This window comes from Bradyrhizobium sp. 2TAF24, from assembly GCF_052115025.1.
Lineage (GTDB): Bacteria > Pseudomonadota > Alphaproteobacteria > Rhizobiales > Xanthobacteraceae > Bradyrhizobium_A.
Genome location: NZ_JBFRFW010000031.1, coordinates 19,197 through 39,848 on the forward strand (window position 1 = coordinate 19,197; position 20,652 = coordinate 39,848).

Annotated in this window: 24 protein-coding genes; 10 read left to right on the plus strand and 14 right to left on the minus strand. The window is 65.5% G+C overall.

From position 1 onward, the window contains the following. Positions 1 to 141: 141 nt before the first annotated feature. Together AB4Z37_RS30680 and AB4Z37_RS30685 are read right to left on the minus strand one after the other, a co-directional pair. Positions 142 to 1,191, minus strand: a complete 1,050-nt coding sequence (locus AB4Z37_RS30680; protein WP_012436223.1) for an MBL fold metallo-hydrolase — start codon at positions 1,189 to 1,191, stop codon at positions 142 to 144. A gap of 331 nt (positions 1,192 to 1,522) precedes the next feature. Next, entirely contained in the window at positions 1,523 to 2,563 is a 1,041-nt protein-coding gene (locus AB4Z37_RS30685; protein WP_027015141.1) for an AraC family transcriptional regulator, read from the minus strand. Positions 2,564 to 2,757: 194 nt separating this feature from the next. Here AB4Z37_RS30685 and AB4Z37_RS30690 point away from each other — a divergent pair, with 194 nt between their 5' ends. From AB4Z37_RS30690 to AB4Z37_RS30725, 8 genes are read left to right on the plus strand one after another with little or no spacing between them, the layout of a single operon-like run. Next, positions 2,758 to 3,903 (plus strand): acyl-CoA dehydrogenase family protein, encoded by a 1,146-nt coding sequence (locus AB4Z37_RS30690; RefSeq protein WP_035479518.1) that lies wholly within the window; start codon positions 2,758 to 2,760, stop codon positions 3,901 to 3,903. A gap of 2 nt (positions 3,904 to 3,905) precedes the next feature. After that, entirely contained in the window at positions 3,906 to 4,973 is a 1,068-nt protein-coding gene (locus tag AB4Z37_RS30695) for a CaiB/BaiF CoA transferase family protein (RefSeq protein WP_027015142.1), read from the plus strand. Next, a complete protein-coding gene (locus tag AB4Z37_RS30700) occupies positions 4,970 to 6,637 on the plus strand; it encodes a long-chain fatty acid--CoA ligase (RefSeq protein WP_035479516.1) in 1,668 nt (555 codons plus the stop codon). The genes AB4Z37_RS30695 and AB4Z37_RS30700 overlap by 4 nt, the downstream gene beginning before the upstream one ends. Positions 6,638 to 6,664: 27 nt before the next feature. Beyond that, on the plus strand, positions 6,665 to 7,846 hold the full coding sequence (locus AB4Z37_RS30705; protein WP_035479512.1) for a thiolase family protein: 1,182 nt from the start codon (positions 6,665 to 6,667) through the stop codon (positions 7,844 to 7,846). Continuing rightward, the gene (locus tag AB4Z37_RS30710) at positions 7,843 to 8,643 is read left to right on the plus strand and encodes an enoyl-CoA hydratase/isomerase family protein (RefSeq protein WP_034386985.1); all 801 of its coding nucleotides are present in this window, start codon (positions 7,843 to 7,845) and stop codon (positions 8,641 to 8,643) included. Before AB4Z37_RS30705 ends, AB4Z37_RS30710 begins: the two co-directional genes overlap by 4 nt. 30 nt (positions 8,644 to 8,673) lie before the next feature. Further along, positions 8,674 to 9,456 carry an SDR family NAD(P)-dependent oxidoreductase gene (locus tag AB4Z37_RS30715; protein ID WP_035479509.1) on the plus strand — a complete coding sequence of 261 codons (783 nt, stop codon included), beginning with the start codon at positions 8,674 to 8,676 and terminating at the stop codon, positions 9,454 to 9,456. 33 nt (positions 9,457 to 9,489) lie between these two features. Further along, the gene (locus AB4Z37_RS30720; RefSeq protein WP_230965136.1) at positions 9,490 to 9,861 is read left to right on the plus strand and encodes an enoyl-CoA hydratase/isomerase family protein; all 372 of its coding nucleotides are present in this window, start codon (positions 9,490 to 9,492) and stop codon (positions 9,859 to 9,861) included. Then, entirely contained in the window at positions 9,851 to 10,285 is a 435-nt protein-coding gene (locus tag AB4Z37_RS30725) for an enoyl-CoA hydratase/isomerase family protein (protein WP_230965135.1), read from the plus strand. The genes AB4Z37_RS30720 and AB4Z37_RS30725 overlap by 11 nt, the downstream gene beginning before the upstream one ends. A 47-nt stretch (positions 10,286 to 10,332) precedes the next feature. On the opposite strand, the gene AB4Z37_RS30730 is transcribed toward AB4Z37_RS30725, so the two are convergent. From AB4Z37_RS30730 to parA, 5 genes are all read right to left on the minus strand, one after another. Next, positions 10,333 to 12,315 (minus strand): relaxase/mobilization nuclease domain-containing protein, encoded by a 1,983-nt coding sequence (locus AB4Z37_RS30730; RefSeq protein ID WP_012436214.1) that lies wholly within the window; start codon positions 12,313 to 12,315, stop codon positions 10,333 to 10,335. A gap of 436 nt (positions 12,316 to 12,751) precedes the next feature. Beyond that, on the minus strand, positions 12,752 to 13,339 hold the full coding sequence (locus AB4Z37_RS30735) for a S26 family signal peptidase (protein ID WP_441520489.1): 588 nt from the start codon (positions 13,337 to 13,339) through the stop codon (positions 12,752 to 12,754). Further along, positions 13,336 to 13,881: a DUF2840 domain-containing protein gene (locus AB4Z37_RS30740; protein ID WP_027477922.1), complete on the minus strand. Its 546-nt coding sequence runs from the start codon at positions 13,879 to 13,881 to the stop codon at positions 13,336 to 13,338. Before AB4Z37_RS30740 ends, AB4Z37_RS30735 begins: the two co-directional genes overlap by 4 nt. After that, positions 13,878 to 14,162 (minus strand): hypothetical protein, encoded by a 285-nt coding sequence (locus AB4Z37_RS30745; protein WP_009523273.1) that lies wholly within the window; start codon positions 14,160 to 14,162, stop codon positions 13,878 to 13,880. Before AB4Z37_RS30745 ends, AB4Z37_RS30740 begins: the two co-directional genes overlap by 4 nt. Beyond that, entirely contained in the window at positions 14,159 to 14,797 is a 639-nt protein-coding gene (gene parA / locus AB4Z37_RS30750) for a ParA family partition ATPase (RefSeq protein ID WP_059400215.1), read from the minus strand. The genes AB4Z37_RS30745 and parA overlap by 4 nt, the downstream gene beginning before the upstream one ends. Here parA and AB4Z37_RS30755 point away from each other — a divergent pair. Beyond that, a complete protein-coding gene (locus tag AB4Z37_RS30755) occupies positions 14,796 to 14,927 on the plus strand; it encodes a hypothetical protein (protein ID WP_255581933.1) in 132 nt (43 codons plus the stop codon). The two genes, parA and AB4Z37_RS30755, sit on opposite strands and share 2 nt — an antisense overlap. Before the next feature lie 159 nt (positions 14,928 to 15,086). On the opposite strand, the gene AB4Z37_RS30760 is transcribed toward AB4Z37_RS30755, so the two are convergent. The 4 genes from AB4Z37_RS30760 to AB4Z37_RS30775 all read right to left on the minus strand — a co-directional run bounded on the left by AB4Z37_RS30760 (position 15,087) and on the right by AB4Z37_RS30775 (position 17,786). Then, positions 15,087 to 15,944, minus strand: a complete 858-nt coding sequence (locus AB4Z37_RS30760; RefSeq protein ID WP_441520490.1) for a replication initiator protein A — start codon at positions 15,942 to 15,944, stop codon at positions 15,087 to 15,089. Between the two features lie 26 nt (positions 15,945 to 15,970). Continuing rightward, positions 15,971 to 16,261: a helix-turn-helix transcriptional regulator gene (locus AB4Z37_RS30765; protein WP_103245942.1), complete on the minus strand. Its 291-nt coding sequence runs from the start codon at positions 16,259 to 16,261 to the stop codon at positions 15,971 to 15,973. 83 nt (positions 16,262 to 16,344) lie between these two features. Continuing rightward, complete coding sequence (locus AB4Z37_RS30770) at positions 16,345 to 17,106, minus strand: DUF2285 domain-containing protein (protein WP_009523269.1); 762 nt, start codon at positions 17,104 to 17,106, stop codon at positions 16,345 to 16,347. Between the two features lie 329 nt (positions 17,107 to 17,435). Next, complete coding sequence (locus tag AB4Z37_RS30775; protein ID WP_009523268.1) at positions 17,436 to 17,786, minus strand: DUF2958 domain-containing protein; 351 nt, start codon at positions 17,784 to 17,786, stop codon at positions 17,436 to 17,438. Between the two features lie 257 nt (positions 17,787 to 18,043). Between AB4Z37_RS30775 and AB4Z37_RS30780 the strand changes: the two genes are divergently transcribed. Next, positions 18,044 to 18,334, plus strand: a complete 291-nt coding sequence (locus AB4Z37_RS30780) for a helix-turn-helix domain-containing protein (protein ID WP_009523267.1) — start codon at positions 18,044 to 18,046, stop codon at positions 18,332 to 18,334. A gap of 388 nt (positions 18,335 to 18,722) precedes the next feature. On the opposite strand, the gene AB4Z37_RS30785 is transcribed toward AB4Z37_RS30780, so the two are convergent. The 3 genes from AB4Z37_RS30785 to AB4Z37_RS30795 all read right to left on the minus strand — a co-directional run bounded on the left by AB4Z37_RS30785 (position 18,723) and on the right by AB4Z37_RS30795 (position 20,629). Further along, positions 18,723 to 19,037 (minus strand): DUF736 domain-containing protein, encoded by a 315-nt coding sequence (locus AB4Z37_RS30785; RefSeq protein ID WP_009523266.1) that lies wholly within the window; start codon positions 19,035 to 19,037, stop codon positions 18,723 to 18,725. Between the two features lie 803 nt (positions 19,038 to 19,840). Then, the gene (locus AB4Z37_RS30790) at positions 19,841 to 20,233 is read right to left on the minus strand and encodes a YkvA family protein (RefSeq protein WP_059400218.1); all 393 of its coding nucleotides are present in this window, start codon (positions 20,231 to 20,233) and stop codon (positions 19,841 to 19,843) included. A 186-nt stretch (positions 20,234 to 20,419) separates the two neighbouring features. Then, entirely contained in the window at positions 20,420 to 20,629 is a 210-nt protein-coding gene (locus tag AB4Z37_RS30795) for a hypothetical protein (RefSeq protein WP_059400219.1), read from the minus strand. Between the last annotated feature and the right edge of the window lie 23 nt (positions 20,630 to 20,652).

The following is a 20,652-nucleotide window of genomic DNA, read 5'->3' on the forward strand; positions in this document are numbered from 1 at the left end:
AACACGGTGTTCAAAGAACTGGAGGCCGTACACGACGCGCTGGTGCAAGGACTCATTGCTCTCGAAACACATCAGCAAAGAACCCAGTCAATGACAGGCTTGATTGGGTTACTTCTATATCCTTGAGGGCAAATTAGTGCATCAGGCGAGCCGATAGCGCATTGCGCCGTCTTCGTCTTCTGCAGACACGATTTCCCCACGCTGGTCGAGATAGTTTAGGTGGGCGAGCGTCTCTCCGGTCGCGAGGTTGAGGTGCATTTGCTCCGCAACAATGGACGAACGGTACAGGGCGCGAACCAGGTCGATGACCCTCAGAGGCTGCGCAAGTTGTTGCCTGACGCGGTCGGTGCCTCTGACGGTGCTCGCACGCAGTTGCTCCAACCGTAGGTGCAGGCCATGGAAAGGTTCGTTGTGGGCAGGCAGAATCAGGGCGCTCCCAGGTACGCGTTGCATCAACCGGTCGATGGAATCGAGCCAACCCTGCAGAGGATTCGCATGCGGCTCGGTGGCGTACACGGAGGTATTGGAACTGATCCTGGGAAGAACCTGATCCCCCGATATCAGCAAATCCAGTTCGCGCGAGTAGAAGCACGCGTGCTCGGGGGAATGTCCTGTGCCGACGATGACTTCCCATTCCTGGTCCCCGATCCGCAACATCTGGCCATCCGTGAGCCGCACAAAGCTGTCAGGCAATGGATGGATCATTTTACCGAAGTCACCGAACCGGGTGCGGTACTCATCCACCTCGGTGTCGCTCCATCCGGCCCTCCGATAGAAGCGAACGCCATCGACTGGCGCTTCCCGCCCCGTATCGGCAAGCATCACCCGACAGCTCAAATACTCGTCTCGTGTCATCCAAAGCGCGCATTCGAAGCGACGTGTCAACCATCCCGCCATGCCCACATGATCCGGGTGCATGTGCGTCGCTATCACACGGGAGATGGGTCGGCCGGCTAGCGGCCCCTGCGGAGCGAGCAAGGCGAGCCACGCGTTCCTGACGTCCACGCTGCGAATGCCCGTGTCCACGACCGCCCAACCAGGACCGTCGCTCAATGCCCAGAGGTTGATGTGATCCAGGGAAAACGGCAGCGGCATGCGCAGCCACAGCACACCAGGCTTGATTTCCGTGGCTTGGCCAGGGAGTGGGAGATCCGAGAACGGATACGAGAGTGCCGGGGCTGCGTCGGTCATGATGCTTGATTTACATTCTGGCAGTGCTGCTCCTAATGGCGCAGAGCCATCACTCCTATGCAGTGCGAGCTCAGTTTTAGCTTAGGAAGCTTAGAAGTCAGCCTCAACGGTGGCAATGACGAATGACCTCGATAGGCTGACGGAAAGCGTCTGCTTCCTGGCGCAGCCTGTCGCTGCGCTGCCGTCGGTGCAACTGCCAGGGCTGCAAACAGTCTCTTGAGCGCACGAGAGCCTCGCTCGATGTGGGCCAAGACCCGGCAGCTATGAAGGCGCCGATCTTCTCGGTGGTCGGCTACAGCCTCGTGGCCGTGCCGGAATTGGTCGAATGCCTCTATGTAGGGTGCTGCGGGCTACGCGAGCGGGCGCGGTAGGCTCCCGGCGCGCTGCCGGTCCAGACCTTGAATGCGCGCTGGAAGGCGGTGCTGTCGGTGAAGCCCAGGTCGGCGGCGATGGCGATGAGCGAGGCTTCGCTGCTGGTTAGGCGCACGATCGCCATGTCGCGCCGCAGTTGGTCCTTCAGTGCCTGGAAGGAAGTGCCCTCGGTGGCCAGGTGCCGCTGCAACGCACTCACCGACATATGCAGGCGCTGCGCGGTGACGGGCAGGTCGGGCCATTCGGGGTTGGCCAGCTGCAGCACCATGCGGACCCGCGCGCTGGCGCTGCGCTCGTTCAGGTGCGGCCCCACCACGTTGCCCGGCGTGGCGCGCAGAAAGGACTGCAGCGCGTCCCGATCGCGCCGCACCGGCAGTTTGAAGGCGTCGGCGTCGAACCAGGCGGCCGTGCGCGGCTGCCCGAAGCACAGCGAACCGGAAAAGATGCGCCCGTAGCTCATCGCATGGAGCGGCAGCGCAAAATTGAAGTCGAATCGCTGCGGCACCAGCCGGCCGCCGTGCAGCCACAGCAACAAGCGCCAGAACACGCGCAGCAGATGTGCATGAAGGAATTCGGCATGTGCGCCCGGGCCGCCGCGCATCTCCAGCGCGAAGCCCCCCAGCGCGCCCTCGGTCACGGGCACCAGCGTCACGTCGTCCTGCAGCAGGGCGAAGGATTCGCTCAGGCGACGCAGGGCGCATGACAACGAATGGGCAGTGAACGCGCTGCGCACCATTAGCGCGAAGCTGCCCGGGCGCATGGGTCGCTCATGTAGGTAGCCCAGGCACTCGTCGTTCAGGCTGTCCTTGACAGCGATAAATAGCGCGTTGAACTGCTCCACGGTTACGCGCGAATCCTCGAGCTCCAGCAGCGATTCGCTGATGCCGGCGCGCCCCAGCACGCCCTTCAGCCATTCTTGCGTGGCCAGCCCCTTGCCGCGCGCGCCGTCCAGCAGGCCATGCACGGCAAAGATAGGAGCGGTGAAGACGGGTTGCAGCATTGCGTGTGATCGAAGGAGCCAACGCCGGTCGCGCGGGCCAAAAGAAGTTATTTGTCAGTTGATTGAGGCAATCCGCTATCGCCCTTGCAGGGGCCAATTATTACGATTGTCGCATCCCCAAAAACACTTCGGCAGTGGCGCTGTGCGGAACGCCCGGTGCGGGGTCAGAAGCCAACATACAAGGAGACATGCCCATGCTGCCACAGCTGTATCGCCACGCCTGGATGGACCACGAGATCGACGCTTTTCGCGAGCAGGTGCGTCGCTACGTTGCCGCCGAATTCACTCCCCGGCTCGACGAATGGCGCCGCCAGGGCTACATCCCGCGCGAGGTCTGGCGTCTGTTCGGCGGGATGAGCTTTCTGCTGCCCGAGATGCCCGAGACCTATGGTGGTGCCGGCGCCAGCCTCGCCTACCAGCTGGTGGTGCAGGACGAACTGGCCAAGGCCGAGATGCCGGTCAATATCGCGGTGCACACCATCGCTTCGCATTACATCCTGGACTTTGGCACCGAAGCGCAAAAGCAGCGCTGGCTGCCCAAGGTGACGAACGGCGAGATGCTGGCCGCAATCGCGATGACCGAGCCGGGCTGCGGCTCGGATCTGAAGGCCATCTCCACCCGGGCCCGGCGCGACGGCGACTACTACGTGATCGACGGCGCCAAGACCTTCATCACCAACGGCTTCACCGGAAACCTGCTGATCGTCGCGGCGCGCACCAGTGGCGCGGGCAGCAAAGGGGTGTCGCTGTTCGTACTGGAGACCGAGAACCTGCCAGGCTTTCGTGTGGGCCGCCTGCTTGAAAAGATCGGCATGCAGGCCTCGGACACGGCGGAGCTCTTCTTCGACAGCGTGCGCGTTCCAGCCGACCAACTGCTGGGGAGCGTTGAAGGACAAGGCTTTGGGCAACTGATGGGCGCGCTGCCCTACGAGCGCATGGTCATTGCAGTGCCGGCGGCGGCCGTCATCGACCGGGCGTTGGAGCTCACCATCGAATACACGAAGCAGCGCAAGATATTCGGTGCGCCTCTGTTCGACATGCAGACAACGCGCCAAAAGCTGGCCGAGATGGCGACCATCGCGCATGTGGTGCGCAGCTTCGTCAACGACTGTACACAGAGACTGCTGGACGGCACACTCGACAACGAGGCCGCCTACATGGCCAAGTGGTGGTGCACCGAACAGCAGTGCCGCGTGGTGGACGAGTGTCTCCAATTGTTCGGCGGCTACGGCTACATGGCCGAGTATCCGATCGCGCGGATGTATGCCGCTTCGCGAGTGCAGAAGATCTACGGCGGCGCCAACGAGGTCCTGAAAGACCTGGTTTCGAGGAAGCTGTGAACATGCCGCACACGCTGCAGTTGCCTCTGCACGGCGTCCGTGTGGTGGAGTTTGAGGGCATCGGTCCAGGCCCTCTGGCCGCCAGGATGCTGGTCGACATGGGCGCCGAGGTGATCGCGCTGGCACGGGCCGAGCAGGCTGCTGGGGCGCAGCGGCTGGGCGGGGCGGTGGAGAACCCGCTGCACCGCGGCAAGAAGGTCGAGGTCATCGACCTGAAGTCGCCCGGTGGCAAGGCGCGCGCACTGGAACTGATTGCCCAGGCCGACGCTCTGATCGAAGGCTTTCGCCCAAGGGTGATGGAGCGGCTGGGCTTCGGCCCCGCAGATTGCGCGGCGCTCAATCCCCGGCTGGTCTATGGCCGGATGACGGGCTGGGGCCAGGACGGGCCACTTGCCCAGGCCGCGGGCCACGACCTGAACTACGTCGCGCTGACGGGCCTGCTGTCGCTGTCGGCGCACAGGGGGCAGGCGCCCATCGTGCCGCCCTCGGTACTCGGGGACGGTGCCGGGGCGCTAGGCATGGCTTTTGGCATCGCCTGCGCGCTGGTCGATGCACGGGCCACCGGCCGTGGCCGGGTTGTGGACGCAGCCATCGTGGACATCGTGGCCATGCTGGGCACGCTGGTGCACTGGATTCGCGCCAACGGGCAGATCGACGGCGCACAGCCGAGCCCGTTCCACGATTCGCCGTTCTATGACGTGTACGTCTGCGCCGACGGCGGCTTCATCAGCCTCGGCGCGATCGAGCCGCCGTTCTACGCATTGCTGTTGTCCAAGTTGGGCCTGGCGGACGTGAACCCTGCAGACCAGTACGACACGGCGGCGTGGCCAGCGTTGAAGGAGCGCATCGCGGCCCTCATCCGCACCCAGCCCCAGGCGCACTGGTGCGCGCTGCTTGAAGGCAGCGACGCCTGCTTTGCACCCGTGCTCAGCCTGGCCGAGGCAGTGCGGCATCCGCACAACGCGGCACGGGGCATCTACCAGACCACCTCTTTCGGCGCCATCGAAGCGGCCTCGGCCCCACGGTTCCAGGCACTCAACGCAACCACCACCCAGGAGACAAAGAAATGACTGCTACCACCCACATCGTCCGCGGCTGCCCGTCCACCACGGGCAACGACCGCCAGCTCAACACCACGACGCTGATCCGGCACGCCGCGCGCACCCATGGGGACCAGGAGATCGTCTACCGCACACCCGATGGCGGCTGGGATCGCTACACCTACGCGGACTGCTACGCGCGCATCTGCCGCAGCGCCAATGCACTGCGCGCGCTCGGTGTCGAGCCCGGCGACCGGGTCGGCATCCTGGACTGGAACAGCCGACGTCACTTCGAGCTGTACTGGTCTATTCCCGGCCTGGGTGCTGTCATGTTGCAGATGAATCTGCGCCTGGGCCCAGAGGACCTGGGCTACGTGGTCGACCACAGCAAGGTGTCCTACGTTTGCGTAGACGAGTCATTGCTACCCCTTGCCGAATCCGTCGCAGCGAATTCGCCCCAGATCAAGGGCTGGATTGTCATGACCGACAAGCCGCTGGACCAGATCAAGACCACGCTGAAACCGCTGCTGCACTACGAAGACCTGCTGGCCGCCGCCGACACGAAGATCGACTGGCCCGAGATCGACGAAACCTCGGCCTACAGCGCCTGCTATACCACCGGCACCACAGGCAAGCCCAAGGGCGTGTACTACTCGCACCGCGGCATCTATCTGCACTCCACGGCCATGGCCACCAATCTGGGCATGACGCTGGACGACTGCGTCATGCTCATCACGCCCATGTTCCACGGGCAGTGCTGGGGCCTGCCACAGGCCGCCACGCTGCTGGCCGACAAGATCGTGCTGCCGGGCCGCTACGCTGCCGAAGACACCAAGCCGCTGGTTGACGCCATGATCGCTGAGGGTGTGACCATCACCAACGGCGCACCGGCCATCTTCCAGCCCATGCTGCAGTACATCGAGACGATGCAGGTCAAGCCGGACTTCAGCCGCATGCGCATGCTGTCTGGCGCCTCCGAGCCGCCGCTGTCGATGATGATCGGTTTCTACGACCTCACGGGTGCTGAGGTGGTGCACGCCTACGGCGCCACCGAAGCCACGACGCTGGTGACGATGAACCGCCTCAAGTCCACGCTCAAGAAGCGCTTGACCGAGGAAGAGAAGTGGAACCTCAAGCGCAAGCAGGGTCTGGTGCTGACCGGGGTGGATATTCGCATCCTCGATGCCGACGACAAGGACTTGCCGCACGACGGAAAGTCAGCGGGCGAGATTTGCGTGCGCGGCCCCTGGATCACGGCCAGATACCACGACATGCCTGATTCCGCAGACCGTTTCCTGGAAGGCGGCTGGTGGCGCTCGGGCGATGTCGGAACGGTGGACGAGAACGGTTACCTCAAAGTTACCGACCGCATCAAGGACGTGATCAAGAGCGGCGGCGAATGGATTTCTTCCATCGACATGGAAAACCTGCTCATGGGCCACCCCGCCGTGCGCGACGCCGCCGTGGTCGGCGTTCCGCATTCGAAGTGGCAGGAACGGCCGCTGGCCCTGGTGGTGCTCAAGCCCGACCAGCAGGCGACCCAGGAACAACTGAAGGAGTACCTGGGCAGCGCCTTCGCCAAGTGGCAGTGGCCGGATCAGGTCCTGTTCGTCGAAGCCATCCCCAAGACCAGCGTCGGCAAGCTCGACAAGAAGCGCATCCGCGCCGAGCATGCGGGCCGCTACGCCGAGTGAGCCAACCTTTTGAACCAGGAGAACAACATGAATGACCATGAACCCGTCATCGTCGGTGCGCTGCGCACCCCCGTGGGCAAGCGCGGCGGGCGCTTGCAGAAATGGCATCCCGTCGATTTGTTGGGCGAGACGCTGCGCCAACTGGTCGAGCACTCCGGCATCAACCCGGCCGATCTGGACGATGTGATCGTCGGCTGCGTGCTGCAGTGGGACCAGCAGCACGGCAACCTGGGCCGTCATGCCGTATTGGCGGCGGGGCTGCCCGAATCCGTGCCGGCGGTGACGGTCGATCGGCAATGCGGGTCGGGCCAGCAGGCGGTGAGCTTTGCCGTGCATGGCATCCGGGCGGGCGCTTACCAACTGGTCATCGGTGCCGGGGTCGAGTCGATGTCGCAGGCCCCCATGCCGCCGTCGTTCAAGCCCGGCGCGCCGCTGGGCTCGCAATACAGCCCGAGCGAACTGGCGCGCTACCAGGACAACCCGCTGATACCGCAGGGCGCTTCCTCGGAGTTGATGAACAAGCGCTTCGGTCTCACGCGCGAGGCCTTGGATGCCTTCGCCGTGCGTAGCCATCGGCGGGCCACCGAGGCCTCGCAGGCTGGCCGCGTCAGGGATCAACTGGTGCGGCTGACCGAGGATCCGGCCGATCCGGACAGCCCGATCGTCGCCGCCGACGAGGGCGTGCGCGCGGACCCCAACCCCGAGAAGATGGCCACGCTGAAAGGCGTGTTTGCCGCCGACGGCGCCACCACGGCCGCCAACTCATCGCAGATCAGCGACGGTGCCGCCGCGCTGCTGATCGCCAGCCGTGCCTACGCCAAGCAATACGGCCTGAAGCCGCGTGCGCGCTTCGTCAGCACCGCCGTGGCAGCCGCCGACCCGGTGATCCAGTTCACCGCCGTGCTCGACGCCACCCGCAAGGCACTGAAGGAATCGGGTCTGACCCTCGACGATATCGATCTGTTCGAAGTCAACGAGGCCTTCGGCGGCGTGCCGCTGATGTTTCAGCAGGAGTTCGGCATCCTGGACGACCGCCTCAACGTCAACGGCGGCTCGATAGCCATCGGCCATCCGCTGGGCTCTACCGGCGCGCGCATGCTCACTGACCTGCTGTGCGAGCTGGAGCGCCGGGGCGGCCGCTATGGCCTGCAGACGATTTGCGAGGCCTCGGGCACGGCCAACACCACCATCATCGAGCGGCTTGGATGAGCGGGGCCACCATGAGCGAAGCCAGCGAAGTGCTCGTCAGCCGCGATGGCGCCATCGCCACCTTGACCATCAACCGCCCGCGCGCGAAGAACAGCTTGAACCGCGCGGTATTCGATGGCCTGCGTGCGCAGCTTGTGCAACTGCGCGACGACGATACCGTGCGCGCGGTCATCATCACCGGCGCCGAGGGCGTGTTCTGCGCCGGGGCCGACATCACGGCCTTCGATGCGCTGCGCGCCGAGCCACTGCTGGGCGATCGTGCGGCAGCAGGCGGCCACTTTTGGTCGGAACTGGAGCGCTTCCCCAAGCCCGTCATCGCAGCGGTGGAAAAGCTCGCGCTGGGCGGCGGCACAGAATTAGCGCTGGCCTGCGACATCGCGATCGCTGGCGAGTCCGCCAATTTCGGTGTGCCGGAAGTCAAGCTGGGCGCCATTCCGGGTGCCGGGGGCACGCAGCGCCTGATCCACGCTATCGGTAAGTCCAAGGCCATGGCCCTGTTGCTGACCGGCGATTTCATCGACGCCCGCAAGGCTTGCGATGCAGGCATGGTCGCCGAAGTGACGGCTGATGGCCAGGCCCTGCCGACGGCGTTGGCGATGGCCAACCGGATTGCAGCCAATTCGCCGCTGGCCGTGGCGCTGGCGAAAGATGCGGCACTGGCCAGCTTTGAGACTCCGCTCGCGCAAGGCCTGGAGCATGAGAAGCGCAATTTCCTCGTCGCTTTGCGTTCGGCCGACAACCTGGAAGGGCAAGCGGCATTCCTAGGCAAGCGCACACCCAACTTTACCGGCCAATAACGCCTGTTTCTCACCCATCGAGGAAAAACCATGCAACTGAACTCCGACATCTCTGCCGTCATCACCGGGGGCGCTTCCGGCCTGGGAGCCGCCACGGCCCGGCGTTTGGCCAGCCATGGCGTCAAAGTCGCCATCTTCGACATGAACGAAACCTTCGGCCAGGCGTTGGCTAGCGAACTCGGCGGCGTTTACTGCAATGTGGACGTGATGTCCGAGGAGCAGGTGGACGCCGCCTTCGCCAAGGCCCGCGCGGCCATTGGGCAGGAACGCATTCTGGTCAACTGCGCCGGCACTGCCGATGCCGTCAAGACTGTCAGCCGCGACAAGAAAACCGGCGAAATCCGCCCATGCGCGGCAGATCGTTTCAATCGCATCATTCAGATCAACCTGGTGGGCACCTTCCGCTGCATCGCCAAGTCAGCTGCGGGCATGTTGACGCTCGCGCCGCTGGCCGATGGCGACCGCGGCGCCATCGTCAACACTGCTTCGGCCGCCGCGCAGGACGGCCAGGTCGGCCAGGCCAGCTATGCGGCCAGCAAGGCAGCCATCGTGGGCATGACCCTGCCAATCGCGCGCGACATGATGGACGAAGGGATCCGGATCAACACCATCATGCCGGGGATCTTCGGTACACCGTTGCTGCTGGGTCTGCCGGACAACGTCAAACAGGCGCTGGCGGCCAGCGTGCCCTTCCCCAAGCGTTTAGGCGACCCCGATGAATTCGCGCAGGCCGTCGAGTTTCTCGTTACTTGCGGCTACATGAATGCCGAGTCCATTCGTGTGGATGGTGCCATTCGCATGGCGCCGCGCTGACGCTGAAATTTTGATCAATCAGGGAACGTCAGCATGCCTGGAAATCCGGTAATTCTCGAAAAGAATGGTGCCGTCGCGACCATAACACTCAACTCGCCAAAAAAAATGAATGCGTTGAGCACGTCGGTCGTAAACGTGCTCGCTGGTGTCATTGCAGATGTCGAACGCGATGGCTCGATTCGAGCTTTGCTGCTGCGCGGCGAGGGCCGGATGTTCAGTTGCGGAGGCGACATCGAAGAAATGGTGGCCGCAGGCGATGCGTTGTCTACCTTGGTCGATGACGAACTGAGAGTGGCCGAAAGCATGATTCCTCAATTCGCCAGCCTGCCGTTCCCGGTAGTCTGCGCCGTACAAGGCGCGGTAGCCGGAGGCCGGAGGCGGTCTCGGGCTTGCCTTGGCCTCTGACTACCTGATTGCCGCAAGTGGGACGAAGTTTGTGGCGGCCCATACCGGCCTCGGATACGCGGGGGATTTCGGCATCAGCTGGCTACTTCCACGCGCAGTGGGTGGACGACGCGCACGAGACATGATCTTGACCAATCGCGTAGTCAGTTCGGACGAGGCCTTGGCCTGGGGATTGGTCGAGAAAGTGGTTCCTGGCGAGAGCCTGCTGGGCGAAGCGCGGCGTATGGCGGTGCAATTTTCGGTCGGACCAACGCAAGGTTATGCGGGCGCCAAGCGCCTGCAACTCGCTGCCTTCGAGAGTGATCTGGCGACCTCATTGAGGCTGGAGGCGGCCGAAATGAATCGAGCCTCGAAAACCACAGATTCGCTGGAAGCGGTTCACGCGTTCGTCGCAAAGCGAGTCCCGCAGTTTGCCGGACGCTGAACGGCTGTAGACGCATCCGGTCGGTAGGTGCTCAATCGCTGCTGGCGTCAGGTAACGGATAAACCCTGCTGCCGTCGGATTTGCCAGGATAGGGTGCCACCATGTACCTGCCCAGAAATCAGCATGCCGAGTCGTTGTTCGATGACCGGCGTCCATGGCACCAAGCTGAACCCCATACCATCATCGAGCATGGCAAAGCGGCCACTGGCGAGCATGAGGCTGCGCCGGTAGATGCCGGTCACGCGCTGGCCATCGGCCGCCAGACGGTGTTCCAGCCCGGTTTCGGTGGCAATATCCTTGGCAGCCCGAATCACATCCCGATCGCGTAGTGTCGCCAATAGATTGCGCGCGAGGATTACGCGCTGCCCGCGCCGCTCTGCCAGCCCCTGTTCGGCCAGGAATTCGGCGCGCTGCTGCATCGCCTGGTTGACCTCGCTGCCAAAGCCCAGGTTGCCCAGGCCCGAGCCGCCGCCGATCAACTGCTGGTCGAGCCAGGTGGCTCCGATCACGCGGGCCTGCCGCTCGATGGGCAGGTGCGATTTCAGCTCCACCGCCACGCCGCCCAGGCGCTGCGCATCGTAGCGACGGCCCTGCTCGGGCAAGTCGTCCGGCACCTTCCATAGCCCCTCGGCCACCCGTTCCACGATACCGGCACGGCGCAAGGCTTCCAGCCGGCGGACGTGGGACGCGACCACTTCCTGCGGATCGCGGCCGGGCACGGCCTGACCCTGCGCGATGGCAAGGTGGTGGTCGGTGCGGTACAGGCCATCGCTCGCCAACGCGGCGATGTTCTTGTCGGCCGCGCGCACGTCAGCCGATCTCCTTGCCTCCACCACGGCGCCGGTCGGATAGTTCGCCAGCTCGTCGCGGGCGTTGAGCGCAACGTAGTGGGCCTTGCCGTCCACGCCGTCGATGACCAGATAGCCCCGGTCGTGCAGTTCGTCGGCCAGCCCCTTCGCGGCCACGCGGCCGAGGATGGTTCGGCCATCGTCCCCAGGCTCGAACACCGCCAGTTCGCGTGGCTCGCCGCGCATGGCCCGCTGCATGGTGCGGATGATGTCGCCGCGCTCGCCCAGGGCGCGCAGGGTCTTTTCCGCATCGTTGTGGACGGTCCACGTGCCGGGCTGGGCCTCGTCGGCCAGGCCCAGGCGCTGCAAACGCTGCAACCTGCCGATCAGCAGCAGACGCTGGCGTTGCAGTCGGGGTTCGTTGAGCCGTTCGACATGCACCATGCCATCGTCGCCGGCCTCGCGCTTCAAGGTGCGATCCAGGCTCGTCCACCGCTCCTGATCCACCTCGCGCCGCAAGGTCTGCTGGATCTCCAGCTCGGTGCGCGGCCCCAGCCATTCGGTCGCCAGTTCGGCGGCGCGATGGCGGAACCCATCGGCGATGTAGTCGCCCGCGATGATGAGGTCTTTGCCGGTGTCGTCGCGCCCGCGCACGACGATGTGCGTGTGCGGGTTGTCGGTGTTCCAGTGATTGACGGCCACCCAATCGAGGCCCGTGCCAAGGTCGGCCTCCATGCGACCCATGAGGTGCCGGGTATAGGTGCGCAGGTCTTCCAGCTCCGCGCCATCTTCGGGCGAAAGGATAAAGCGGAAGTGATGCCGGTCGTCGGCGCAGCGTTCCTTGAACGCATCGAGGTCGGCGGCATCGGTCTGCGGCCCGTAGGCTTGGCCCGACTCGCCATCGCGGCCCACACCATCGCGCTCGATATAGCGCAGGTGCTTGGCAAGCGACTGCGGGCTGGCTCGGTGCTGATTGAGCAGCAGCGTCTTGATGGTCACACGCCGCGACATGGACGTGAGCTTCGCCCCCGCGAAGCGCGCCGCCGTGTGGCCGCGTCCCAAGCGTGAGCCGGGCCGCTGGCCGGAGCCGGCACTCTTGCTACTGCCACCAGGACGGCGCACCGAGGACTTACCGCCGCTGGCCTTGCCCGCCTGCTTGAGTACCTTGGAGACGAAGCTCTGGCCCCGGTTCTTCGGGGCGCTGGGACGGATGCGGAAATCGTCGTCGCGGCGGTCGGTCATGGCTGTGCTCCTTGCAAGTTCTGGCGTGTCCGGGCGTGCGAAGCACGCGGACATGCCCGCATCGGCGCGGGCTTCGCGCCCCACGCGGCACGGTGGCGAAGCCGCTGCGTGTCGCGCCACCCCCATGTGCAGACTGGCTTTGCGGGCCGACAGGTGCCGCACCCTTTTGTCTTGCCTTCCGCATTTGCCTCTCGCATCCGCTCCCGGCAACTGCGGCCCGGTGGCAAGGCTGCACCAGCAGCCAGCGCACCGGCGAACACGGCGATGGCCGCAGGCCAGCCGTGTTCGAGGCAAGACGCCTGCACGTGGGACGGCTGCGCCGGAGGCAGCGCGAAGTGCCGCGCGGATGCGCTCGCACTGCACGCACGACGACACCGCGACAGCAGCCCGAACGACACGCCCAATAGCACGACGATGCGCAGCGAATCGGCGGCCGTCATGGGCGCGACTCCAACCAGACCGGACGCGCAACGCCGATCACGGCGGCTGCGCTGACCGGCCCGAAATACCGGCTGTCGAACGACGCCGGATTGGTGACACTGAGCAGGAACAGCTCGCCAGGCCGAAGGCGGTGGCACTGCTGCCAGGATGGCAGCGGCCGGCCCCAGCGATCGGCAGACAGCACGGCGGCCGAAGGCACGCCGTCGATAAGGACTCTGCCGTCGGCGATACACACCTCCTGCGGCGCCACCGCGCCCACGCGCTTGAGCAACGGGATGCGCGTCGGCAGGTAGCCGCGCTGCGCAGCGAGCGCGGCGGCCTCTGCGGGCAGCGGCACCAGCACGATGCTGCCCACGGACAACGGACGTGGCAGCGAGCTGGTGCGATGGTCAAGTGGATCGACGCGATACCAACCGACCGCCACGCTGTCGGACGGGTTGTAGGTCAGGCGCGGCAGTGGATGCACGAAAGACGCCCAGGCCAGCGCAGCGAGGCCGCAGGCGGACAGGCCCGCCAGCACGAGGCGAGCGCGCAGGCGCGAGCGAGAACGCGGCGTTGTGCCGGCGGTGGAAACAGCGGTCATGGCAGCGCCCTCCCGACCAGCCAGGCGGCGTGCCGCTCGGCGCTGTATTCGGGCAACGGCAAGCGCGCAGCGAGCCGGTTGCCCAGCGTGCGCCAGTACGCGGGCGAGGCGGTAGCGGGCGCGATGCCCAGCGCCTCGATAGCGGCGATGCGTTCCAGCACGGCGCGCACCTGGTTGTCGCCCTCGACGTGCAGCAGCAGGCGTGCACTCGGCTGAACGCCGGGGATGCGCTGCGCCGCATCGAGCGGCGTGCAAGCCTGCATCACCATGAGCTGCCAGCGGATCGTGCCGTAGTCGTTGGCCTGCCAGCGAATGCGGCAGAACATGGCGCCCGGCAGGAACACGGCGCAGCGCCGCCAGCGGTCGAGCTGGTGCGTGCGCGCAGGTTCGCCGAAGCGCAGGTAGAGCTTGAAGCGCGGTTCGATGTAGGCCAGCGCCACGCGCGTCAGCGGCGCGCTGGCAGGCTGGCCGGAAGGTGCTGCGAGCGCAGCCGTGGCCGCGAAGGCAACAGGCGCGGGGGCAGACGAAGCGGATGCAGTCATGGCGTGTTCTCCCTGCGGTGTTCTGGAAACTCCCGCTCCAGCAGGCCGCGCAGCAGGTCGGCCACGGTCACGCCCTGCGTGAAGGCCGACACCTTGATGCGCGCCCGCATGGCGGGCGTGATGTCGAGCGTGAGGCGGGCCGTATAGAGGTCGCCCTTGCCCAGCGCATCGGCGTCGCCCTGGCGAATCCACGCCTCGGCGTGCGGATTCGCGGGCGGACGCGCGCCGATGCCGACGCGCTTTACCGTGCGTTTGCTGTTCGGTGGCGGCTTCGCAGTCATGTCGGCCACCGCAGCAGTTCGTCCACCAGCGCAGTGATTTCGCGCGCGGCGGCGCTGTCCGGTGCCGTCTCGCGTGCCAGCCGGCCAGCGGCCACGCTGTCGGCGAACACGATGCGTTGATGTACTTCCGCGCGCAGCGCAGGAAGCGGCTGCTCAGCCAGCGCGCCGCGTGCTTCGCGTCCGATGACGGTGGTACTGACGCGCCGGTTGATGACGAAGGCCGCGCGCAGCGTAGGCCGAAAGACTTGCGCCTCGCGGATCAGCGCCACCATCTCAGCGCTGGCCCACAGGTCGTAGGGGCTGGGCTGCACCGGGATCAGCACGCGCTCGGCCGCCAGCAGCGCGGAGCGTGCCAAGGCGGCGATGCGCGGCGGGCCGTCGATGACGACGTGATCGGCCCGCCTGGCGAGTTCTGGTGCCTCCTGGTGCAGGGTTTCGCGTGCGAGGCCCACGGCGCTGAACAGCCTTGGCAAACCTTGCTGGCTGCGGCGCTGCGTCCAGTCCAGCGCGGAGCTTTGGGGGTCGGCGTCCAGCAGCACGACATGCTGGCCGCGCATCGCCAGCTCGCCGGCGATGTGGGTGGCGAGCGTGGTCTTGCCCACGCCGCCTTTCTGATTGAGCAGCGCGACGATCATGGCGCAGCCCTCCTTGCTGGAAAACCTGCCTTTGATCGGCCTGCAAAACCGGCTTGCCGGTGGCAAAAATCACTGGCCCGCGCGTGCCGTTTGGTGGTTGTCCACCGAAACGCCGCACTGCTACTACTAATGTTAGGAATTAAGTTAGATAAGTTAAGAGAGGCCGAAACCCGCGCCAGCATTGGGTTTGCGGCCGATTTTGTTGCCTGATAGCACGAGGATTCGTTGCCTGATAGCACGATACTTCTGTTGCCTGATAGCACGAGCCCGTCCACAGGCTTTGCCGCAGTTATCCCCGTGCCGTGGGCGGCACGGGCCGAAACGTCAGCAGCGGCGCGGCAGCAGTGCTGAGGTATTCGATGCCCAGGCGATAGCCGGGCAAGGCTTGCCGAGCCACCAGCGCCCGCAGGTCGGCGGCGAAGTCGTAGTACCGCGCCACGCTGCCCGATTTGCGGTACAGGTGCTGGAAGTCGAATTGCCAGCCCCCCGGCTGTCGCCCACCGTGCTTTCGCACCAGCCGGTACAGCCACCGCTCGATGCCGCCCGTGAGCCGGAAATACGCTGGGTCGATGGTCAGCACCAGGGCGGCATCCATCACGCCGGCATAGAACCAGTCTGGCAGGATCAGCTCCAGCCCCAAGGGCGTGCCCTTGGCATCGGCCAGTTCCTTCCACTCGTTGATCCACGAGAAGCTGTGCAGCCGCCTTCCTGTGGTCTCCCGAATGGATGTGGCCACCGTGGTCGACTGCAGCCGATCCAGCGCGGCCTTGAGACGCTGGTAATCGCGCAGCGACGTACCGCGCCCGATGAAGCGCAGGATCTCGTAGGGTGTGGCCTGCATCAGCCGCGACGGGCGCAGGCCCGCGTCGCGCGCTTCCACAATCTGGCTCGCAGCCCAGATCAGGATGTCCGCATCCCAGATCGTGGCGATGCCGTGCTCCTGTGTACCCTCCACGCGGATCGTCACCCCACTGGCTTGGAAGTCGATAGGCGCTACGCGCCGCGACTTCGCCAGCGAGAAGAACGGAAAGGCCATCAAGTCCTGGCTGTCGCGCGGTGCCATGTCGCCCGGCAGGGCGCGGAACAGGTCGAGCTGTTCGCGCTCTGGCACGGGCCGCTGCCGGGACGGCAGCGCAGGGCTGGACATGGCGAAGGCCACCCGCTCGCCAACGATCAGCGCGCACGGCTGTCCGCCGAGTGCTGCTCGGCGTATTCGGGATCGGACGTAGTTTCGTAGCTGCGCTCGGCGGCCCAGGCATCGAGGTCGGCCACGGCGTACATGACGCGGCGGCCGAACTTGCGGAACTTGGGGCCGCCACCCAGCACGCGCTGCTTTTCCAGTGTGCGCGGCGACAGCCGCAGGTAGTCGGCAGCTTCGTCGTTGGTGAGATAACGCTGCGGTTGCGCGGTAGCGGTCGAGGTGGTTGCGGGAGCGGCGGCAGGCCGCAAGGGAGCGGGACGCATGGTGAGAACCTCCATAGCTTTCAAAGCTCCGGCCACACAGCGCAACCGGATGGAGGCAGTCTCAGAAAACGAAGCTCTCCTGCTCAGGGTCGTTTTGCGTGGCCTTCAAAACGACCCTTCTCAAGCGGAGCAAGCTGTGCTAGGCGGCGATAGCCGCCGCGCATCAGCGCATCGCCGCGCCGCGTCAGGCGGCGCACCTTGGAGCGCAGGCCGCCGTCGCTGTACCAACCAGCCGCGGCATCCACGCCGAACAAACCTTCGGCCACGTCGCGCAAGGACGCGCCCGTCAGGGCCGCGTCGAGCGCCTGCAAGGTGTGCAGTTCCAGCAAGGCCGAATGCGATGGCCGGGGCCGCGCATCGGCCAGCGCCGCACCGGGCGCATGGCCGCGTGCAGGTGCGGCAGCACCGCCGTGATGGGCATAGGCGACAGCCATGCCGTCCTCCAGGCCGGGCGCCAGCGCGAAGCGCAGGCACTGGCCGGGGCTGCGCGCGATCAGCGCCAGTCGCTTGCCGTCGTGGAGCAGGTGTTTGTGGCCGGGGATGTTCCAGAAGTCGAATGCGGCGGCGTCGGGCGGCGGATCAGCATCAGGGTAGAGCTGCACCACACCAGTGTGGCCGGGCAGCCAGGCCGGGTGCGCGTCACGCGCATCCAGCGCCGGGTCTTCCAGCAGGCGCAAGCCCCAGCGATGCCCAGCATCAGAGCGACGCGCACGGCGCAGCCAGTCGAGCCGGTAATCAGGATGGCGGCGCAGGTACTCCCAGGCCAGTGCGAGCGTGTCCAGCCCCAGGACGTAGAGGTAAGCGGCCGTGGGATACCAGTGCGCGAAATGGTGAGGGCTGACCATGACGAAAGCTCCTGTCGAACAGCAGGAACGTCGCCACGGCGGCGAACATGCGGGAGCCTCAAATCAAGGTGGAAATCCGGTTAAGCTGTAACTTCTGGTGTCAAGACCGATAGGCTCCGGCGAGTTGCGAAATCCGTCTGAATGCGACGGCCGCCTGACCCAAAAATGTCACGCGGCATAAAACACCGTGCCGCAAGCCGCGCGAAAGATCGTGACTGTTTCAGTCACAGATATTCGGGTTTGAAGCAGAGTGCGAATTCAGATCGAAAAGGTCTGGAGCAAGACCGAAATAGTCTGAATGCGCCCGGCTTGGCCGGAGCGCGAACGGTTCAATCAACGATGGAACCGTTCTCCTGGGCCAGCCGCAGGTATTCCGACAACGGGCGCACTGCCTGGAAATACAAATCCCGCATCACGGGCTGTTTGTTCGGGCCGACGATGGAGGCCAGGTCGGACAGCTTGATGCGGCCCAGCTCTGGCATACCAATGCCCACGTCCATGATGCCGGTCGCCGTATCGTCATCGGCAGGATCGAGCGAGGCCAGCAGCCAGATGGCGTGCGCGTCGGGGGTGAACAGCCGCACGACCGGCAACGGGTCGTGCGGTTCACCGGCGGCGGCCCGCCGCCCGTTCTCCAGCAGCGCGGCGCGCTGCGCATCGGTGACGAGGGGAGCGTTCATCGTGGTGCTCCTGTTCCAACATGGATTGCCGGTTTTGCGCTTCCGCGCCGAAGCACGGATGCGTGTTCCACCAAAGCCTTGGAAACACGAAAGCGCAAAAACAGAATTGTAGAAATCTGGAAAGGCACGTAGGCGGTTCTCCGGTTCTGTCGGAATCCGCAAAAGCGGATTTCCGTAAAAGCACGAATAAGGCCAGAGCCGTGAAAGAGTTAAAGATAACGTGGTTTTAATTGTGCTGCGACTTGACGCTTCTGTCCATGCAGAAGCGATCCATCCAGCGCGGCCGGCCAGCGGGCGCCACCACCTTCGATGCCGAACTGGCGCAAGCCTTCGGCGCGGCGGTGCGCGCGTTGCGGACGGAGCGCGGCATCGCGCAGGAGTCGCTGGCGCACCTCGCGGGCATCGAGCGTTCGCACATGGGCAAGGTCGAGCGTGGCGAGCACATGCCCACGCTGGCGATCATCTTCAAGATCGCCAGCGCACTCGAATGCAGCACGGCAGTGCTGATGAGCAAGGCCGAAGAACTGCTGGCGGTAGCCCAGGCATAGCCGCCGAAGCCCCGCCATCATGGCGGGGCGTGCCAGGCCGATCCGGTGCCAGCCGGTTCGGCGGTATCGAGGGGCGCCAAGCACCGCGCGGCGGGGATGGGCCTGGCGCCGATCCCTTTGAGGCAAGCGAAGCGCGCAGCGCCGCAGGCGCGAAGGCGGCAGGGATTGGAGCCGAATGGCCGTGACGGCGTAGTCGGCACGGGGCGGAGCCCGCAAAGCCCGGTGGTGCGCAGCACCGACCCGCCCCGCATGTACCTCTACCAATTCAAGCCATTGCTTGGTAGCCAGGCAAGACACATCCCGCACACTGCCAAGCCATTCTGCTTGCCGATACAGCGCAGCATTCGCAACACAGCGCCCCGCCGCGTGGGCGGGGCGCTGGCGGCCGTCAGGCCGCCTGGGGCTTGCTGCGCGACCAGATCAGGTCGTGCGTGCCGTCCTCGTCTTCGATCAGGCGGGCGTAGACCGTGGCCGGGAACGAAGGATCGTCGAGGGTCACGGAGATGTACTCCCGCCCGGCCTCGCTGGTCTTCTTCCACGCCGCGCCGATGTCGTGGCTGGCGGCCTGCAGGCGGAAGTCAGGGGCCTTCTCGTTGTCGCCCTTGTCGTTGGGCACCAGCTTGACCTTGACGTTGAGCGTCAGGGTGCGAAGCGTGCCGGTGAAGCCGTCTTTGTCTGCGGTGAAGGTGCCGATGTTGGCCATGATGGATCTCCTTTTGGTGGAACAAGGTTCGCGCCCATCGCGTCCTTGTTGTGATCCGGCCGGCGGGGGACGGGCGGGCTGCACCGCTTGCGGTCGCAACGCAGTGGAGAGCCGGGAGGCGAAAAGAATTTGTCCCGCGAGGAATCTGCGCAGCAGAGGGGAAATTGTTTTCGCTGGACGGTTGCAGCCAGGAAGCCCGAGGCGCAGCCGCGCCCCCGCCAGGATTCACAACAACACAAGGACGCTTTGGGCCGAACCGCACCGAAAGGAGACAGGGCCGGCTCGGCATTCCCGCACGAAGGCTGCACCGGCTCGCTCCCAGACGCGGGCCAGGTCAATACCCCAACGACGGGCGAGAACGCCCCTGCCGCACTTTGCGGCGCTGGTCTTGAGGCGTGGCGTGGAAGTTCCATGGCGATGCCGGGCGGGATGTCCGTGAGCCGTCCTTCATGACGTGATGGGCACGAACCGCCAGCGTTGAGGACGGCACGCATTCGCACAACCTGCCGCAGCAAGTCTCAGCGTGTTCGCCAACGTACCGTCCACTGCGGCGGGGCGCTGGCCAAGCCGATCCGGCTTCGCCGGTTCGGCAGCATTGAGGGGCGCCAAGCATCGCGCGGCGGGGATAGCCCGCTGGGCTTTCTCCTGGAGGCAAGCGCAGCGCGCAGCGCCGCAGGCGCGAAGGCGTGAGGGATTGACGCCGAATGGCCGTGACGGCGAAGTCGGCACGGGGCGCAGCCCGAAAGCCCGGCGGCGCATTGCGCCGACACGCCCAGCCCATTCAGTACGCCATCATGAACAGCCTACAGATGCGGCTTGAGCCAGAGCCACAACGCCACCCCCATCGCCAGCCACAGCATCAAGATCATCACGGCCCCGAATCGGCTCCTTGGCTTGGCCCCTTCTGTTCGCATCCATTCATCGGCCTGCACACGGCACTCCGCCAGCACCTCGGACGGCAACAGCTTCACGGTCAGCCAGATCAGCACGGGCAACAGAATCACATCGTCCAGATAGCCCAGCACCGGGATGAAGTCTGGAATTAGGTCGATGGGACTCAGGGCATAGGCCACCACGAACAACCCCAGCGCCTTGGCATACCAAGGCGTGCGGGGATGCTTGCCGGCAAACCACAGCGTCACGCCATCGCGTTTGATGCGCTTGGCCCAAGTCTTCATGGTGGTGCTGATACTCATGCCGGAAAGTGTGGCATAGCAGAAATAGCCGATTGACCCGATCGGCACATACTGGCATCGCGCACCACCGCGATGCCTGCAACGCCGCCGCCCGAGCCAGAGCGAGGGCGGCGGCGTGATGTTCCGGCTGTTCGGCTTCAACACCGCGCCCAGGACGGAACGGCCTGGGCGCGGTGCTGACGATGGTTATTCCTTCGTCTCGATGATCCACCACACGGCGCGAGCCAAGGCGCGACCCGTGATGGGATGAATGTCGGTGAGGTCAGCGCGGGCCGACCAGCCCGAGGGCGGGCGGTAGCCGCGCACGTCGCCATCGCCGTGCCAGCGGCGGGCGCGTGTTGTGCCGGGGGCGTAGATCGCCGCCATGCGCTGGCGGCTGCTGGTGATGCGGGTCATGGGGGCTTCTCCTTTCGGCGAAG

Excerpts from the sequence above, each read along its gene's own strand:
- AB4Z37_RS30680 (WP_012436223.1), bottom strand. The coding sequence starts at position 1,191 with ATGACCGACGCAGCCCCGGCACTCTCGTATCCGTTCTCGGATCTCCCA.
- AB4Z37_RS30685 (WP_027015141.1), bottom strand. The coding sequence starts at position 2,563 with ATGCTGCAACCCGTCTTCACCGCTCCTATCTTTGCCGTGCATGGCCTG.
- AB4Z37_RS30690 (WP_035479518.1), top strand. The coding sequence starts at position 2,758 with ATGCTGCCACAGCTGTATCGCCACGCCTGGATGGACCACGAGATCGAC.
- AB4Z37_RS30695 (WP_027015142.1), top strand. The coding sequence starts at position 3,906 with ATGCCGCACACGCTGCAGTTGCCTCTGCACGGCGTCCGTGTGGTGGAG.
- AB4Z37_RS30700 (WP_035479516.1), top strand. The coding sequence starts at position 4,970 with ATGACTGCTACCACCCACATCGTCCGCGGCTGCCCGTCCACCACGGGC.
- AB4Z37_RS30705 (WP_035479512.1), top strand. The coding sequence starts at position 6,665 with ATGAATGACCATGAACCCGTCATCGTCGGTGCGCTGCGCACCCCCGTG.
- AB4Z37_RS30710 (WP_034386985.1), top strand. The coding sequence starts at position 7,843 with ATGAGCGGGGCCACCATGAGCGAAGCCAGCGAAGTGCTCGTCAGCCGC.
- AB4Z37_RS30715 (WP_035479509.1), top strand. The coding sequence starts at position 8,674 with ATGCAACTGAACTCCGACATCTCTGCCGTCATCACCGGGGGCGCTTCC.
- AB4Z37_RS30720 (WP_230965136.1), top strand. The coding sequence starts at position 9,490 with ATGCCTGGAAATCCGGTAATTCTCGAAAAGAATGGTGCCGTCGCGACC.
- AB4Z37_RS30730 (WP_012436214.1), bottom strand. The coding sequence starts at position 12,315 with ATGACCGACCGCCGCGACGACGATTTCCGCATCCGTCCCAGCGCCCCG.
- AB4Z37_RS30735 (WP_441520489.1), bottom strand. The coding sequence starts at position 13,339 with ATGACCGCTGTTTCCACCGCCGGCACAACGCCGCGTTCTCGCTCGCGC.
- AB4Z37_RS30740 (WP_027477922.1), bottom strand. The coding sequence starts at position 13,881 with ATGACTGCATCCGCTTCGTCTGCCCCCGCGCCTGTTGCCTTCGCGGCC.
- AB4Z37_RS30745 (WP_009523273.1), bottom strand. The coding sequence starts at position 14,162 with ATGACTGCGAAGCCGCCACCGAACAGCAAACGCACGGTAAAGCGCGTC.
- AB4Z37_RS30755 (WP_255581933.1), top strand. The coding sequence starts at position 14,796 with ATGGCGCAGCCCTCCTTGCTGGAAAACCTGCCTTTGATCGGCCTGCAA.
- parA (WP_059400215.1), bottom strand. The coding sequence starts at position 14,797 with ATGATCGTCGCGCTGCTCAATCAGAAAGGCGGCGTGGGCAAGACCACG.
- AB4Z37_RS30760 (WP_441520490.1), bottom strand. The coding sequence starts at position 15,944 with ATGTCCAGCCCTGCGCTGCCGTCCCGGCAGCGGCCCGTGCCAGAGCGC.
- AB4Z37_RS30765 (WP_103245942.1), bottom strand. The coding sequence starts at position 16,261 with ATGCGTCCCGCTCCCTTGCGGCCTGCCGCCGCTCCCGCAACCACCTCG.
- AB4Z37_RS30770 (WP_009523269.1), bottom strand. The coding sequence starts at position 17,106 with ATGGTCAGCCCTCACCATTTCGCGCACTGGTATCCCACGGCCGCTTAC.
- AB4Z37_RS30775 (WP_009523268.1), bottom strand. The coding sequence starts at position 17,786 with ATGAACGCTCCCCTCGTCACCGATGCGCAGCGCGCCGCGCTGCTGGAG.
- AB4Z37_RS30780 (WP_009523267.1), top strand. The coding sequence starts at position 18,044 with ATGCAGAAGCGATCCATCCAGCGCGGCCGGCCAGCGGGCGCCACCACC.
- AB4Z37_RS30785 (WP_009523266.1), bottom strand. The coding sequence starts at position 19,037 with ATGGCCAACATCGGCACCTTCACCGCAGACAAAGACGGCTTCACCGGC.
- AB4Z37_RS30790 (WP_059400218.1), bottom strand. The coding sequence starts at position 20,233 with ATGAGTATCAGCACCACCATGAAGACTTGGGCCAAGCGCATCAAACGC.
- AB4Z37_RS30795 (WP_059400219.1), bottom strand. The coding sequence starts at position 20,629 with ATGACCCGCATCACCAGCAGCCGCCAGCGCATGGCGGCGATCTACGCC.